Genomic DNA, 15394 nt, shown 5'->3' on the forward strand with positions numbered 1-15394 from the left:
GATGCGACCATCCCGGGGCCATTGTCGTTTAAGGTTGCGAGACCCGGCCGATCAGGGGTTCGGCAGCGGAACCGGCGAATGGGACAGGCTGCGCAGATAGGCGATCAGGTCGGCCCGTTCCTCCGGCTTCGCCACGCCGGCGAAGCTCATGATCGTGCCCTTCATGTAACTGCGCGGATTGGCGATGAAGTGGTCGAGCTCCTCATAGCCCCACTTCTCGCCCTTGGCGGCATGTTCCTTCATGGCCGCCGAATAACCGAAGCCTTGAACCTCGCCCTTCGGGCGATCGACGATATTGTAGAGATCCGGCCCGACCTTCGAGCCAGCGCCTTCCACGAAATTGTGGCAGGCGGCGCATTTCGCCGCAGCCTTCTGGCCGCGGGCGGCGTCAGCTGTTTGCAAGCGCACGGCGATCGGTACCACTTCCACGGCAGCCGGGGCGGCCGCGCCCGCGCCTTCCTCGGGCGCCGGCAGGTCATAGCCGGGTACGGCCGGCGGATTCTGCGAGAAGATCGCGCTGGCCACAATGCCAAGGCCCATCGCAAAAACGCAGGTGCCAAGGATGGCGCCGAAGATCTTGTTGAGCTCAAAAGAATCTAGCTGTTGCATCGACAAAACAGCGGCTCCGGTGCGGCCAATGGGCTGAGGCCGATTGGTAGGCTTCAGGCGAACGTTGATAGCAATAACGTGGCCGCACAGCGCAAGGACATGCAGCAAAGTCTGATTACCCGCTTTGAAGCCGGGTTGGCAACTCGTATAAGCGGCTTCCCCTTTGCTACCTTTTGCCGCTTTCCGGCATCAGCGGCTTTGGGGGAGTGATGATTTCGAGGAGACGAGCCGATGTCCCTGCCCGAAGTGATTTCCTACCAAGGCGAACCGGGCGCCAATTCCCATATCGCCTGCGAGGATGTCTATCCGACGTGGCAGCCCCTGCCCTGCGCGACGTTCGAGGACGCGCTTGCGGCGATTTCCGACGGTACGGCTACCCTCGGCATGATCCCGATCGATAATACGATCGCCGGCCGCGTCGCCGACATGCATCATCTCCTGCCGACGTCGGGGCTGCATATCATCGGCGAGTTCTTTCTGCCCATCCATTTCCAGCTGATGGCGCCGAAAGGGGCGACGCTCGCCACCATCAAGACCGTGCACAGCCACGTGCACGCGCTCGGCCAATGCCGGCGAATCATTCGCAAGCTCGGCCTCAGCGCCGTTGTTGCCGCCGACACGGCCGGCTCGGCGCGCTTGGTGGCGGAATGGAACGATCCGACGCAAGCCGCGCTCGCGCCGCGCCTGGCCGCGCAGATCTATGGGCTCGACATCCTGATGGAGGACGTCGAGGACGAAGCACACAATACGACGCGTTTCGTCGTGCTGGCGCGTGAGCCGCAATGGGCCCCGGCCGGAAACGGCCCGACGGTGACGAGTTTTGTCTTCCGCGTGCGCAACGTGCCCGCGGCGCTCTACAAGGCGCTCGGCGGCTTCGCGACCAACGGCGTCAACATGACCAAGCTCGAAAGCTACATGGTCGAGGGACATTTCCACGCCACGCAGTTCTATGCGGAGGTCGATGGCCACCCCGATGATCCCGCGCTGAAGAACGCCCTCGAGGAAATCGGCTTCTTCTCGAAGGAACTGCGCATTCTCGGCGTCTATCCGGCGCATCCCTTCCGCGCGACCCAGATCCCAGCGGAATAAGGCCGTCGAGCAGGTACAGGAGGAAAGGATCGTCGAACGCGAGCTTTGCCTTTCGGCCTTCCTTTTCCATGAGAGCTGAAAAAAGACGGCCGTCATCCCTTCGTCGCCCTTTTATGGCCTTTCTCTCACGCGAGTTTACCCCCGCACGATGAGAGGGAAGGCCAATGACGCCCACGTTCAGACACGCAGACAGCTGCGACATGGCCAATGTCTCCCGCTTTTACGAGCATGTTTGGCAGGAGACCTATCTCAGCCTCATGGATGTTCGGGAACTCAGCAGCTGGCGCGCTCGTCGGGACTGGCGGACCCTGCTGGCTGACGAAGGTACCGTGGTGGTGGCGGAACACGACGGCCAGCTGGTCGGTTTCGGCGCCTGCGGTCCCGCTCGGGATGGTGAACTCGGCACCTTTGGCGAGATTTACGCAGTCCACGTCGCGCGGCAGTTTCGTTCGCGCGGCATCGGAAGTGCCCTCATGGGACGGATGGCCCGGGAATTCGCCGAGCGTGACGTCGCGGATGTCGGACTTTGGGTCTTCCATCGTAATGTGACGGCGGTGGTTTTCGCCCGCTCGCTCGGCGCGGTCGTCACAGGCTCGCGCGACGACGAGCAGGGGGCGGGCAATACCGAACTCGCGCTCATCTGGCCGAAAGCAAGCGATCTCGCCTTGTTCGACGACGGCCAGCATGGATCTTTGCATCATTCACCAGGGCGCAGCCTCGGCATGATGCCGCTCGCGCCTTGCATTCCATCCTCCAAATAGCCCTGTCGGCTGGCCGGTTCAGGCCGGCCGCGTTTCAGAACGATCAGAACGCCTCTCCCTCATGCACGAAGGCGTGGAGGAGATGGTGGGCGATGGCGAAGGGCTTGGGAGACGACAGCCCGTCGGGATGCGTGCCTGCCAGAAGCGCGGCCGCCTCGCCGCGGGAGAACCAGCGCGCGTCCTCGAGCTCAAGCCGGTCGATGGTGATCTCGTCATGCAACGCCTCGGCGATGCAGCCGATCATCAGCGAGGCTGGAAACGGCCAGGGTTGCGAGGCGAGGTAACGGACGCGGCCGACCGCGAGCCCCGCTTCCTCCTTCGTCTCGCGGCGCACGGCATCCTCGATGGTCTCGCCCGGCTCCACGAAGCCGGCGAGACACGAGTACATCTTGTCGGTGAAGCGGGGCTGCCGACCAAGAAGACAATGGCCGTTTCTCACGGCGAGCATGATGACGACGGGGTCTGTCCGCGGAAAATGCTGGGCCCCGCAGGTGTCGCAGATGCGCCGCCAGCCTGCCGCCTCCACCCGTGTTCTCGCCCCGCAATTCGCGCAGAAGCGGTGGCGCGCGTGCCAATGGAGGATGGCCTTGGCTTCACCGAGAGGGCCGAGAACCTCCGGGGACAAGAGCCCCTGCGAGGCGAGTGAACGAAGATCCACGGCATCGAGATGCGGCCGCTCGGCGATGACGCTCGCAGCATCGCTCGCCAGCATCGTCGTGAAAAGGGGCACGCCGGCGATTGTGCCGAGGAAGATGCTCTCGCCATCCGCGCCGAGCGCCGCCGCCTCCGCCAGCGTGAAGCGCGGATCGAGAGCGGGCTCACGCTTCAGGATCGGCACGTCGCCAGCGAGCACGAAGGTCGCGGCATCGGGTCTCTGGCGAAAGGCGCCAACCGTTTCGGCGTTCTCCCGCCCTTCCGAATGCCGCTCCAGGCGATTGATCGCGAAGCCTACGCGCCCGGAACGGTCCAGCGTCGCCGCGAGCGGAGCAATCGGCGCGGTCTTGGAATCATCATGCGTCATGGCACAGCCTTTCGGCCCTTCTTCTACCTGAGCCCCGGGATAGACAGAAGAGCCGTTTCGCTCATGCTCCCGGGCAGCGCCGCGCGGGCCCCTTACGTCTTGCACAGGGTTTGCGAATTACACCCCGGATGGCTTGCATCGGCCCCGTCTTTCCACGATATAGGCGGTGGGAGGTTGGCGTTGGACGTTCCACTCGCCAACCGGGTCAGATCCGGAAGGAAGCAGCCCTAACGAGAATCGGGCGGGTCTTCGTCCAGCCTCCCACCTTGTCATCGTCGGATCTCCGGCGACAACCGTCCGGCATGGGAGCCCGCGTCCAGCATGGGGGCCTGCGCCCAGCGTGCGATCCCGCCGGTGTGAGATGGCCTTGGTGTGTGGTGGCCTTGGCCGAACCGGCCCGATGAGATGACCGAACGGGTGCAATGACCGATCAGCCCAGCGCCAACGACGTGCCGCACGCCTCCGCCGAGGATGAAGCAGGTCCCGCGCTGCCCGGCTTCGATATGCCGCCACCCTCGGCCGTTCCTGCCCCGGCCTACCGTGTTCTCGCGCGCAAATATCGCCCCCTGAGCTTCGATGATCTCATCGGGCAGGAGGCAATGGTGCGCACGCTCTCCAACGCTTTCTCGACCGGCCGCATTCCGCAGGCCTGGATGCTGACCGGCGTACGCGGCGTCGGCAAGACGACGACGGCGCGCATTTTGGCGCGCGCGCTGAACTATGAGCCGCTCGACGGCGGCCCCTCCCAACCGACAATCCACATGCCGGCCCTCGGGCGCCATTGCGCCGCGATCATGGAATCGCGCCATGTGGATGTGCTGGAGATGGACGCCGCCTCCCACACCGGGGTCGAGGATGTCCGCCAGATCATCGACGGCATCCGCTATTCCCCAAGTTCGGCGCGCTACAAGGTCTACATCATCGACGAGGTCCACATGCTCTCGGAGAAGGCGTTCAACGCCTTCCTGAAGACGCTGGAGGAACCGCCGCCGCACGCGAAATTCGTGTTCGCCACCACCGAAATCCGCAAGGTGCCGGTGACGATCCTCTCACGGTGCCAGCGTTTCGACCTGCGCCGCATCGATGCCGGCGCGCTCGTTGCCCACCTTGGGCGCATCACCGACGCAGAAGGCGTCAATGCGGACCCGGAGGCGCTGGCGCTGATCGCGCGTGCCGCCGAGGGCTCGGCGCGCGACAGTCTGTCGCTGCTCGACCAGGCCATCGCCCATGGCGGCGGCGCGGTCACCACCGACGAGGTCCGTACCATGCTCGGCCTCGCGGACCGGGCTCGCGTGATCGATCTTTTCGAGGCTGTGATGCGCGGAGACCTCGCCGCCGCGCTCGCTGAATTGACCGCGCAATACGACGCGGGCGCAGACCCCTATGTCGTCCTCAACGACCTCGCTGGCTTCATTCACCTCGTCACGCGCTTCAAGCTGGTGCCCGATGCCGGCAGGGACGCGGCGCTGACCGAGGCCGAGCGGCTGCGGGGCGCCGACCTCGCCTCACGGCTCTCCTTGCGCATTCTGGCGCGGAGCTGGCAGATCCTGATCAAGGGCTTGCCCGAGGTCCAGCAGGCCGCACGTCCCATCGCGGCCGCCGAGATGCTCCTGGTGCGCCTCGCCTATGCCGCCGACCTGCCGACCCCGGACGAGGCGCTGCGCACCCTGCGCGATGGCGCGCCCTCCACCGGGGGTAACGGCGGCTCCCGTCCTAGCGACGGTGGCGGCGGCAATAGTGGCGGCGGCAGCGGCGGCGGGCCTCGCCTGACGATCGCCGCCAATACCGGCTCAGCCCTACTGGCTGACGCGACGCCACGTCAGGACCCAGCCCGCGAGGTGGTCCGCGCCTCGGCCGAGCCGCAGATCCGGCTGGCGCGCTTCGAGGATGTGGTGGCGCTGGCCGGTGAACAGCGCGATATCGTGCTGAAACGCGCCCTGGAGCAGGACGCCCATCTCGTCCATTTCGAGGACGGGCTTATCGAAATCGCGCTGCGCGAGGGCGGGAGCCGAACGCTCGCGGGCGATCTCGGCAAGCGCCTGCAGGAATGGACCGGCCGGCGCTGGATGGTCGCGCTCTCGTCGAAGCCCGGCGCGCCGACCCTGCACGAAATGGCACAGGCCCGCGAGGCAGAGCGCCGCAGCGGCGCGGAGGGGCATCCGCTCGTTCAGGCCGTGTTGTCGCGGTTTCCCGGGGCCGCCATCGTCGATATCCGCGATATAGCGGCCACGGCCGAGGAGCCGCTGCCGGCGATCGCCGAGACGGACGAGGCGACCGAGGATGGGGGAGCGCTCGCATCCGACGACGACCTGTCCTATCTAGACGACAGGTGATTCGGGATTGAGACGGGAGTGACCGATGCGTGACCTGATGGGGCTGATGAAACAGGCGCAGGGCCTGCAGCAGAAATTCGCTGACATGCAGGCCGAGTTCGAGGCGCTCGAGGTTACCGGCACGGCCGGCGGCGGGGCGGTCACCGTCGTGACGACCGCCAAGGGTCAGATGAAGAGCATCGCCATCGACGAGAGCCTTATCGTTCCGGGCGAAAAGGAGATCCTCGAAGATCTCGTCGTCGCCGCCGTCAACGACGCCAAGGCCAAGGCCGAGCGGCTGATGCAGGACAAGATGGGTGAGATGACCAAGGGCCTTCCCCTACCGCCCGGCATGAAGCTGCCGTTTTAGACCGATCTCCTTCCGGCGGAGAGAAACGATCCACCCTTCCGCAAGTGATACGATGGACTTATTTGCGTTCCCTCTCCCCCGAGGGAGAGGGAGAGGGTGAGGGCTACAACCGCGGTTATGGCCCTCTCCCGGACGCCACGCGTCCGACCTCTCCCCGCCGGGGAAAGGCTGAGAACGGCGCAGCCGCATTGCGTTTCCAGACGATCGGTTCAGATCATGCCCTCCCCCATCGGCCCCGAGATTGAACGGCTGATCCAGCTGCTGGCCCGCCTGCCCGGCCTTGGGCCGCGCTCGGCGCGGCGGGCGGCGCTGACTTTGATCAAGAAGAAGGAGCAACTCCTCGTGCCGCTCGCCGACGCGACGCGGGTCACGGCCGAGCGCGTGCTGGTCTGCACCTCCTGCGGCAATATCGATACCGCCGATCCCTGCACCATCTGCTGCGACGCCCGCCGCGACCCGACGCTTCTCGTCGTCGTGGAAGATGTCGCCGACCTTTGGGCGCTTGAGCGGGCCGGCGTGATCAATGCCCGCTACCACGTCCTCGGCGGCGTGATCTCGGCCCTCGACGGCATCCGCCCCGAGGACCTCAACCTCGACAGGCTCGTCGCCCGCGCCGCCGAGCCGGGCCTGACCGAGATCGTGCTGGCGCTCAATGCCACCGTCGACGGGCAGACGACGGCGCATTACATCACCGACCTTCTGTCATCCTATCCCGTGAAGATCACTCGCCTCGCCCACGGCGTGCCGGTGGGTGGCGAGCTCGATTATCTCGACGAAGGCACCCTCGCCGCAGCCATCCGCCAGCGCACGACGTTCTGAAGGCTGCGCCGGCAACGACCATCGGCCGTGGCCGGGACCAGAGGCCGGCGGAAGCTCTCGCAATCCGCGCTCAATCCGCCAGTTCACTCACCAGAAAAACGCGCACGCTGTCGGCCTCGACGCCGCGGGCGATGAAGCTCTGGCCGATTCCGCGCGCCAGGATGAAGGTGAGCGCGCCGCGCTTGACCTTCTTGTCCTGGGCCATGGCCTCCAGGAGGCTGTCGGCGGTGCCGATATCGCCGGGCACATCCTGCAGGCGTGTCGGCAACCCGAGCCCGGCGAGATGAACCGCGACGCGCGCGGCATCATCAGGCGGACACAGGCCGCGCTCCGCCGAAAAGCGGAAGGCGAGCGCGAGGCCGATCGCCACGGCCTCGCCGTGCACCAGCCGGCTGCCGTCGTAGCCGGTGGCGCGTTCCAGCGCATGGGCGAAGGTGTGGCCGAGATTGAGCAAGGCGCGGTCGCCATCCTCCCGCTCGTCGCGCACGACCACGGCCGCCTTGGCACGGCAGCTCGTCGCCACCGCATGGTCGCGCGCCGGTCCCGGCCCGAAGATGGCCTCGGCATTGCTTTCGCACCAAGCGAAGAAACCGGGATCGTCGATGAGGCCATATTTCACCACCTCGGCATAGCCGGCACGGAACTCACGCGGGCTCAGGCTGTCGAGCAGCCCCGTATCGGCGATGACGAGGCTCGGCTGGTGGAAGGCGCCGATCAGGTTCTTGCCGTGCTTTGAATTGATGCCCGTCTTGCCGCCGACCGAGGAATCGACCTGGGCCAGGAGGCTCGTCGGCACCTGTACGAAGCGCAGGCCACGGCGGACAATGGAGGCCGCGAAGCCGGCGAGGTCGCCGATGACACCGCCACCAAGCGCGATGACGAGATCGCCACGCTCGATGCGAGCGGCCAGAAGCGCTTCGCAGACCTCGACCAGGCGAGGATAGCTCTTGCTGCCCTCACCGGCTGGCACCGTGATGATCGTCGTGCGGAGACCCGCCGTGGCGAGCGCCTCGCTGAGACGCTGGCCATAAAGCGCGCCGACGCTTTCGTCGGTGACGATGGCCGCCGCCCCGCCCGGCGCCAGCGCCGCGATACGCGGCGCCGCCTCAGTCAGCACGCCGCGGCCGATGAGAATGTCATAGGCGCGATCGCCGAGAGGAACATGCACGGTTTCGCGACCGTCTGCGGCGTGTGTCACGGGGGTCATCGATCGGGATCCACTTTGGATAGCGAGAGGTAACTGCGCAAAGCCTCGACGATTTCCTCGACGATGGCCTCGTGCGGCGCGTCGCGGGAAATCACGGTGATGTCGGCCCCGGCGTAAGTCGGGTAACGCTCGTCGATCAGGCGCCGCAGCGTGCCCTCAGGATCGGGCGTATGCAGCAGCGGACGACCTGGGCGCTTGCGCACGCGGCGAAACAGCACATCGAAATCCGCTTTCAGCCAGATCGAGATGCCGGCCTCGGCGATGTTGGCGCGCGTCTCCTCATTCATATACGCGCCGCCCCCCGTGGCCAGGACCTGCGGCCCCTCGCTCAGCAGGCGGCCGACGACACGGCGCTCACCATCACGAAATTGTGCTTCGCCCTGGCTCGCGAAGATTTCAGGGATCGTCATACCCGCGGCGCGCTCGATCTCGTGGTCGGCATCGAGGAAATTGAGATTGAGCCGCGTGGCCAGCCGGCGCCCCACCGTGCTCTTGCCCGCCCCCATCATGCCGATGAGGACCAGCGACCGCCCGTTGAGCGCCCGGTGCAGGGCTTCGATCTCGGGGTCGGTTACCCCAATGTTGCGCGACTCGTCCATACGGCTTTCACTATCATGGAGTTTTTGTTTACGTCATTCCCGTAACTTGATCAGGGCCACACTTTCGGCTGAAATCTCGCGATGGGTTGAAGAGAGCTGTGCCGACCGTCTTCCGTTTCCTCATGATCATCGGAATTCTCGCAGGGCTTGGCTATGCCGGGCTCTACGCACTCGCAACGATGGTCGAGCCCAAGCCTCGCACCGTGACCGTAACGGTTCCGGCGTCGAAGTTCGAGAAGTGATGACGATGGCGGCCGAGGCGCGAGGCGAGACGACCGATGCCGGGAGCAGGCGGCCGCCACTGGCGGGCGGCCTCGCCGAGCGCTTCCTTGAAATGCTCGCGGCCGAGCGGGGCGCCGCGCGCAACACCCTCCAGGCCTATGAGCGCGACCTCGGCGACTATCTCAGCTTTCTAGCGCAGGGGGGTCTGACGCCGACAGGCTGCACCCAACCCGACATCCGTGCCTTTCTCGCCGAAATCCACGCGCGCGGGCTCAAGGCCTCGTCAGCGGCGCGGCGCCTCTCCGTGGTTCGGCAGTTCCACAAATTCCTCTATCTGGAAGGCCTGCGCGCCGACGATCCGACCGTCACCATCGAGGGACCGAAGATCGGCCGGCCGCTGCCCAAGGTGCTCAGCGTGGAGGAGGTGGACCGGTTGCTCGCCACCGCGCGCGAAGGCATCGACGATGTGAAGAGACCGCTTGTCGAGCGCCGCCGCGCCGCGCGCCTCACCTGTCTGCTGGAACTCCTCTATGCCACGGGCTTGCGCGTGTCAGAGCTCGTCTCGCTGCCACGCAGCGCAGCCCGGACCCGCGAGCGCTTCCTGCTCGTGCGCGGCAAGGGCGACAAGGAACGCCTCGTTCCGTTGACCGAGGCCTCGCTGAAGGCAGCCGCCGCGCATCTGGACCTCATTGCCACGGACAAGGAAGTCGCCCGGCAGAAGCGCTGGCTGTTTCCCGCCGACAGCGCCGAGGGGCACCTGACGCGCCAGGCCTTCGCGCGTGATCTCAAGGACCTCGGCATCGCCGCCGGCATCGCGCCGGACCGCCTGAGCCCGCATGTGCTGCGCCACGCCTTCGCCAGCCATCTCCTGCAGAACGGCGCCGACCTGCGCGTGGTGCAGGAACTTCTCGGTCATGCCGATATCGCGACGACGCAGATCTATACCCACGTCCTCGATGCCCGCCTCACGGCGATGGTGCGCGACCTGCACCCCCTGGCTCAGGACTGAGCGCGATCGCCATTTCAAGGCGCGGACGGCCGCTGTGACGGCAGAGGCAAAGGCAATATAGTCACGTGTCATCCCCGGCGGCGCGAAGCGCCGGGAATGACACGCGATGATTGCCGCCGCTGGCTTCTTCCCGACGGGAGAGGAAGCGCCGAATACCGTTGCTCCCAGAACCTGCTCAGCCCCGCCGCAGCAGGAAGACCGCCTGTTCGCCGAACAGGTTCCACACCCACCACGGCATGTTGAACCGTACCGGCTGGCCGCTGGAATTCAGGGCAAGGGCACGTTCCGTCTGGACGTTGAGCTCGTTGCAGAGCGCGACGAAGTCGCGGATCGTGCAGAAATGGATGTTCGGTGTGTCGTACCAGGTCTCGGGCAGGTTGTCCGTCACCGGCATCCGCCCGGACAGGGCAAGATCGGCGCGCACGCGCCAATGACCGAAATTCGGGAATGAGACGATCGCCCGGCGGCCGATGCGCAGCATGTGTTCCAGAACCTCGCGCGGCCGGCGCGTCGCCTGGATGGTCTGGGACAGAATGACATAATCGAAAGCATCGTCCGGATAGGCGAACAGATCGGTATCCGCGTCGCCCTGGACGACCGACAAACCGCGCGCCACGCATTGGTTGACGCCCTCGCGTGACAGCTCGATGCCCCGGCCGTCCACTTCGCGCCGTTCAGCGAGCAAGGACAACAGCGTTCCGTCGCCACAGCCGACATCGAGCACACGTGCGCCGCGATCGACCATCTCGGCCATCAGCAGCAGATCGACGCGTTGCGTCGTGGAGGGATCTTCAATCGCCAAGGGGAAGAACCTTTCGGGGCGGACGGGTATCCGCTGCACGTTTTTGGGGAATCGCTCTAAAGCCCGCGGGCACGCGCGGCGGAATCGAGGAAGCCACGCATGGTGGCGAAAAACACGGGTTCATCGAGAAGGAAGGCATCGTGACCCTTGTCGCTCTCGATCTCGACAAAGCTCACGGAAGCGGCGGCCGCATTGAGCGCGTGCACGATCGCGCGTGAATTCGGGGTCGGAAACAGCCAGTCCGATGAGAACGACGCCACGCAGAAGCGGGTTTTCGTGCCACGAAAGGCGTTGGCCAGCACGCCGCCGTGATCGGCGGCCAAGTCGAAATAGTCCATGGCCCGCGTGATATAGAGGTAGCTGTTGGCGTCGAAGCGTTCGACGAAGCTCTCGCCCTGATAGCGCAGGTAGCTCTCGACCTGGAAATCGGCATCGAAGGAAAAGGTCGGCGCATCGCGATCCTGCAGCCGGCGCCCGAACTTGCGGTGGAGCGCGGCTTCGGAGAGATAAGTGATATGCGCGCCCATGCGCGCCACGGCGAGGCCTTTGGCCGGGCGAACCCCCGCCTGCAGGTAGTGGCCACCGCGCCAGTCCGGATCGGCCATGATGGCCTGGCGCCCGACCTCGTGGAAGGCGATGTTCTGCGCGGAATGGATGGGGCCGGTGGCGATCGGCATGGCCGCGAAGACCCGCTCCGGATAGCTCGCCGCCCATTGCAGCGTCTGCATGCCGCCCATGGATCCCCCGACAACGGCGAACAGCTGCACGATGCCGAGATGGTCCAGCAGCATGGCTTGCGCGCGCACCATGTCGCGGATCGTCACCAGCGGGAAGCTGAGCCCCCAGGGCTCGCCGGTCGCCGTATTGAGGGACGCCGGTCCGGTCGTGCCGAGACAGCTGCCCACGACATTCGAACACAGGACGAAGAACCGGTTCGTGTCGATAGGAAGACCGGGGCCGACACTCGTCTCCCACCAGCCGGGCTTGCCGGTGATGGGGTTGCGGTTCGCCACATGCTGGTCGCCGGTCAGCGCATGGCAGATCAGGATGGCGTTCGAGCGGTCGGCGTTCAACGTGCCGTAAGACTGATAGGCGATCTGCCAGGGTGCCAATGTGGCGCCGCTGTCGAGAACCAATGGCTTGTCGAGCCCAAAGCGCGCGACAAGACTGTCCGGTTCATCGACCTGCGAAGCGGGAACTGGGGCAGTGTCAGCACTAACCAACATGAGACTGTTAAACCCTTTTCCACCTGAAACGGCATGAGCGCAATCAACAGGCCGCGTTCGTTATATCGAACACAGACCCGGCTCGGCAACAGTGTTGTAGGAAAAGCGAGTCCTGCCAGAAAAGCGAGTCCTGCCAGAAAAGTAAGCGCTCGCAGCAAGAGATGGAGCGCGTCCTCCAGACGGGCACGGGCCAGATGGACGGCCAGCCAAGGCCTTTCACTCAGAGCCTTACACTCACTTGCGTTCGTGCCGCCGCACCTTAAAAGTGTTCCACTTGAAATGCCCACTGGGCCAGATTGCCACAACGTTTTTGGGAACGGAACGCACGCGTATGGCCAATTCGGTGACACAATCCGCAGACAGCGCTCCCGCTTCCTCCACGCCTTCGTCCGTCCCGCCCGTCGACCTCAACGTTCTGCGCGCGGACATCGATCGCATTGACGCGGCCATGCATGCACTCCTGATGGAGCGCGGCGACATCATCGACCGGCTGATCGCGTTCAAGCGCACGCAGGGTCCGGGCTCGGCCTTTCGGCCTGCCCGGGAGGCCGCCATGATGCGCAGGCTCGCGGAGCGGCATCGTGGCATCCTGCCGCTCGACACGGCGGAGAGCATCTGGCGTGTCATCATCGGCACCTTCACCTATGTCCAGGCGCCTTACAGCGTACATGCCGACATCTCCGGCGGCGATGGACCCATGCGGGATTCCGCGCGATTTCATTTCGGCTTCACCGTTCCTTATATCGCCCATACCAGCGCGGAAGCCGTCATCCGCGCCGTTGCGGATTCCAACGGCGATCTCGGCATCTTCCGGCCGGACGGCGCCGCCGCATCCGGCCCCTGGTGGACCGGCCTCACCGGTCCCGGCGCCCCGAAGATCATCGCGCGGCTGCCTTTCATCGACCGGCCGCAGCATCCGGCCGCAACGCCGGTTTTCGTCATCGCACAACCGCTGACGGACGGCGGCTCAAGTGAAGTGCGGCTTGTCGCGGCAACCGTCGAGCGATGGCGGGAGGAAGCGCGTATCGCGATCGTCCGGCTCGGCGGGCAGGTTCTCGGATCGGCCGGCGTCCGCGATGGATTGTCGCTTCTCGTCTCCGTTCCCGGCACCGTGACGCTGGAGGCCCTTGATAAGGCCTTGACGGCGGAGCGTCTGGGGCGCATCGACCTCAGTGAAATCGGAAGCCACGCCGAGGTTTTCGTGCTCGATAGGCCGGGCATGGGGGGCTGACCTCCCGCCGCGCGGTCTCCGTTCGTCCTTTATCCGGAGTGTCTTATCATGGGTCTTGTGGCCGATCGTCCCGTCCCGCGGGCCGGAATTCTGTCGATCGATGCCTACGTGCCGGGCAAGAGCAGCGTCACGGGCGTCGACAAGGTCTACAAGCTGTCGTCGAATGAGACGCCGCTGGGACCGAGCAAGACAGCCATCGAGGCCTATAAGCAGGCGGCGGCGACCCTTGAGCATTACCCCGATGGAGCCGCCACCCGCCTCCGGGAGGCGATCGGCGCCAGATTTGGCCTTGATCCCGCCCGCATCGTCTGCGGCGCCGGCTCCGACGATATCCTCAATCTCCTGACACACGCCTATATCGGCCCCGGCGACGAGGGCGTCTATTCCGAATATGGCTTCCTGGTCTACAAGATCGCCATCATTGCCGCGGGCGGCACGCCTGTCGTCGCCAAGGAGACGGAGCTGACCGCGAGCGTCGACGCTCTTCTAGCCTGCGTGACGCCGCGCACCAAGGTGGTCTTCCTCGCCAATCCCAACAATCCGACGGGCACCTATCTGCCGTTCGACGAGGTGAAGCGCCTGCATGCGGGCCTGCCGCCGCATGTCCTGCTCGTCCTCGACGCGGCCTATGCCGAATATGTCCGGCGCAACGACTATGCCTCGGGGCTCGAACTCGTGTCGACCAGCGAGAATGTCGTCATGGTGCGCACCTTCTCCAAGATCTACGGGCTTGCGGCCCTGCGTCTCGGCTGGGTCTATGGCCCCGCCCACGTCATCGACGCCATCAACCGGATCCGAGGTCCCTTCAACGTCAATGCGCCCGCCATAGAGGCCGGCATCGCGGCGATTGCCGACGAGGGTCATGTGGCCGCCTCCATCACGCATAACGAGACATGGCTGCCTTGGCTGACGAAGGAAATCTCAGCGCTCGGTCTCAAGGTGACGCCGAGTGTCGGCAACTTCATCCTGATCCATTTCCCCACCGAGGCGGGCCGTGACGCCAAGGCGGCTGACGGTTTCCTGTCCAAGCGCGGGCTCGTGTTGCGCGCCGTCGCGTCCTACGGGTTGCCCAACGCCCTGCGCATGACCGTTGGCGACGAGGAGGCCAATCGCCGTGTCGTCGCCGCGCTCAAGGACTTTCTCGGGGGCGCGCATGCCTGACCGGCTGGGCCCGCCGCGCTCCGAACCCCTGATCGGACGGCTTGCCATCATCGGGCTCGGGCTGATCGGATCGTCCATCGCCCGCGCCGTTGATCATCTCAAGCTCGCTGGCACGCTGGTCGTCAGCGATGCCTCGCCTGACGTACGAAAGCGGCTCGTTGAGCTGGGGCTGGGCGATGTCGTCGCCGACACGGCCGCCGAGGCCGCCGCCGGCGCGGATATGGTGATCCTCTGCGTGCCCGTCGGTGCCTGCGGCGAGGTCGCGGCCGAAATCGCCGGGGCGCTGAAGCCCGGCGCGATCGTGTCCGACGTCGGCTCGGTGAAGGGCGCCGTTGTCGCCGCCGTGGCGCCCCACCTTCCCGATGGCGTGCATCTCGTCCCGGCGCATCCTGTGGCCGGCACCGAGCATTCGGGACCGGACGCGGGCTTCGCGACCCTCTTCCACAATCGATGGTCGATCGTGACGCCGCCGGAAGGCGCCGATCCCGAAGCGGTCGCGGTGACGCGGGGACTGTGGGAGGCCATGGGCGCGCAGGTGGAGATCATGACGCCGCAGCACCATGATCTGGTGCTCGCGATCACGAGCCACGTGCCGCATCTGATCGCCTACAACATCGTCGGCACCGCCGCCGATCTGGAAACCGTAACGCAGTCCGAGGTGATCAAGTTCTCGGCCGGCGGCTTCCGTGATTTCACGCGTATCGCCGCATCCGACCCGACCATGTGGCGCGACGTGTTCCTCACCAACAAGGACGCCGTGCTCGAAATGCTCGGCCGGTTCAACGAGGATCTGGCCGCCCTCCAGCGCGCCATCCGCTGGGGCGACGGCGAGGCGCTGTTCAACCTGTTCACGCGCACCCGCGCCATCCGCCGCAGCATCATCGACAGCGGCCAGGAAACCGCCGCGCCCGACTTCGGCCGGCGCCAGGGCGAGAGCCACGACGGCTGATCGCCGT

Annotated in this window: 16 protein-coding genes and 1 other RNA gene; 11 read left to right on the forward strand and 6 right to left on the reverse strand. The window is 65.8% G+C overall.

From position 1 onward, the window contains the following. Nucleotides 1-51: 51 nt before the first annotated feature. Nucleotides 52-609: a c-type cytochrome gene (locus tag KIO74_RS11735; protein WP_213332150.1), complete on the reverse strand. Its 558-nt coding sequence runs from the start codon at nucleotides 607-609 to the stop codon at nucleotides 52-54. A gap of 231 nt (nucleotides 610-840) precedes the next feature. On the opposite strand from KIO74_RS11735, the gene KIO74_RS11740 reads away from it, so the two are divergent. Both KIO74_RS11740 and KIO74_RS11745 read left to right on the forward strand, forming a co-directional pair. Next, nucleotides 841-1698 (forward strand): prephenate dehydratase, encoded by an 858-nt coding sequence (locus KIO74_RS11740; protein WP_213332151.1) that lies wholly within the window; start codon nucleotides 841-843, stop codon nucleotides 1696-1698. Between the two features lie 164 nt (nucleotides 1699-1862). After that, a complete protein-coding gene (locus KIO74_RS11745; protein ID WP_213332152.1) occupies nucleotides 1863-2459 on the forward strand; it encodes a GNAT family N-acetyltransferase in 597 nt (198 codons plus the stop codon). A gap of 43 nt (nucleotides 2460-2502) precedes the next feature. On the opposite strand, the gene nudC is transcribed toward KIO74_RS11745, so the two are convergent. Beyond that, the gene (gene nudC / locus KIO74_RS11750; protein WP_213332153.1) at nucleotides 2503-3480 is read right to left on the reverse strand and encodes an NAD(+) diphosphatase; all 978 of its coding nucleotides are present in this window, start codon (nucleotides 3478-3480) and stop codon (nucleotides 2503-2505) included. Nucleotides 3481-3648: 168 nt separating this feature from the next. Between nudC and ffs the strand changes: the two genes are divergently transcribed. The 4 genes from ffs (at nucleotide 3649) to recR (ending at nucleotide 6981) form a co-directional block, all read left to right on the forward strand. Continuing rightward, nucleotides 3649-3746, forward strand: an RNA gene (gene ffs, locus KIO74_RS11755) — signal recognition particle sRNA small type. Nucleotides 3747-3902: 156 nt separating this feature from the next. After that, a complete protein-coding gene (locus KIO74_RS11760) occupies nucleotides 3903-5813 on the forward strand; it encodes a DNA polymerase III subunit gamma/tau (protein ID WP_213332154.1) in 1911 nt (636 codons plus the stop codon). Between the two features lie 25 nt (nucleotides 5814-5838). Next, a complete protein-coding gene (locus KIO74_RS11765) occupies nucleotides 5839-6162 on the forward strand; it encodes a YbaB/EbfC family nucleoid-associated protein (RefSeq protein ID WP_213332155.1) in 324 nt (107 codons plus the stop codon). Between the two features lie 216 nt (nucleotides 6163-6378). Further along, nucleotides 6379-6981: a recombination mediator RecR gene (gene recR, locus KIO74_RS11770; RefSeq protein WP_213332156.1), complete on the forward strand. Its 603-nt coding sequence runs from the start codon at nucleotides 6379-6381 to the stop codon at nucleotides 6979-6981. Nucleotides 6982-7051: 70 nt separating this feature from the next. On the opposite strand, the gene aroB is transcribed toward recR, so the two are convergent. Both aroB and KIO74_RS11780 read right to left on the reverse strand, forming a co-directional pair. Further along, the gene (gene aroB / locus KIO74_RS11775) at nucleotides 7052-8188 is read right to left on the reverse strand and encodes a 3-dehydroquinate synthase (protein ID WP_213332157.1); all 1137 of its coding nucleotides are present in this window, start codon (nucleotides 8186-8188) and stop codon (nucleotides 7052-7054) included. Continuing rightward, complete coding sequence (locus KIO74_RS11780) at nucleotides 8185-8787, reverse strand: shikimate kinase (protein ID WP_213332158.1); 603 nt, start codon at nucleotides 8785-8787, stop codon at nucleotides 8185-8187. The genes aroB and KIO74_RS11780 overlap by 4 nt, the downstream gene beginning before the upstream one ends. Nucleotides 8788-8885: 98 nt before the next feature. Here KIO74_RS11780 and KIO74_RS11785 point away from each other — a divergent pair, with 98 nt between their 5' ends. Together KIO74_RS11785 and KIO74_RS11790 are read left to right on the forward strand one after the other, a co-directional pair. Beyond that, nucleotides 8886-9029 carry a histidine kinase gene (locus KIO74_RS11785; protein ID WP_213332159.1) on the forward strand — a complete coding sequence of 48 codons (144 nt, stop codon included), beginning with the start codon at nucleotides 8886-8888 and terminating at the stop codon, nucleotides 9027-9029. 5 nt (nucleotides 9030-9034) lie between these two features. Continuing rightward, on the forward strand, nucleotides 9035-10018 hold the full coding sequence (locus tag KIO74_RS11790) for a site-specific tyrosine recombinase XerD (RefSeq protein ID WP_213335021.1): 984 nt from the start codon (nucleotides 9035-9037) through the stop codon (nucleotides 10016-10018). 175 nt (nucleotides 10019-10193) lie between these two features. Here KIO74_RS11790 and metW read toward each other — a convergent pair whose 3' ends face one another. Then, on the reverse strand, nucleotides 10194-10814 hold the full coding sequence (gene metW, locus KIO74_RS11795) for a methionine biosynthesis protein MetW (protein WP_502762110.1): 621 nt from the start codon (nucleotides 10812-10814) through the stop codon (nucleotides 10194-10196). A 62-nt stretch (nucleotides 10815-10876) separates the two neighbouring features. After that, nucleotides 10877-12046, reverse strand: a complete 1170-nt coding sequence (metX, locus tag KIO74_RS11800) for a homoserine O-acetyltransferase MetX (protein WP_213332160.1) — start codon at nucleotides 12044-12046, stop codon at nucleotides 10877-10879. Between the two features lie 331 nt (nucleotides 12047-12377). Between metX and KIO74_RS11805 the strand changes: the two genes are divergently transcribed. The 3 genes from KIO74_RS11805 to KIO74_RS11815 are packed head-to-tail and all read left to right on the forward strand — an operon-like array spanning nucleotide 12378 to nucleotide 15387. Next, on the forward strand, nucleotides 12378-13277 hold the full coding sequence (locus KIO74_RS11805) for a chorismate mutase (RefSeq protein WP_213332161.1): 900 nt from the start codon (nucleotides 12378-12380) through the stop codon (nucleotides 13275-13277). Between the two features lie 48 nt (nucleotides 13278-13325). Next, complete coding sequence (gene hisC / locus KIO74_RS11810) at nucleotides 13326-14438, forward strand: histidinol-phosphate transaminase (RefSeq protein WP_213332162.1); 1113 nt, start codon at nucleotides 13326-13328, stop codon at nucleotides 14436-14438. Next, nucleotides 14431-15387 carry a prephenate/arogenate dehydrogenase family protein gene (locus KIO74_RS11815; RefSeq protein WP_213332163.1) on the forward strand — a complete coding sequence of 319 codons (957 nt, stop codon included), beginning with the start codon at nucleotides 14431-14433 and terminating at the stop codon, nucleotides 15385-15387. Before hisC ends, KIO74_RS11815 begins: the two co-directional genes overlap by 8 nt. Nucleotides 15388-15394 lie beyond the last annotated feature (7 nt).

The organism is Chelatococcus sp. HY11, from assembly GCF_018398335.1.
Taxonomy (GTDB): Bacteria; Pseudomonadota; Alphaproteobacteria; order Rhizobiales; family Beijerinckiaceae; genus Chelatococcus.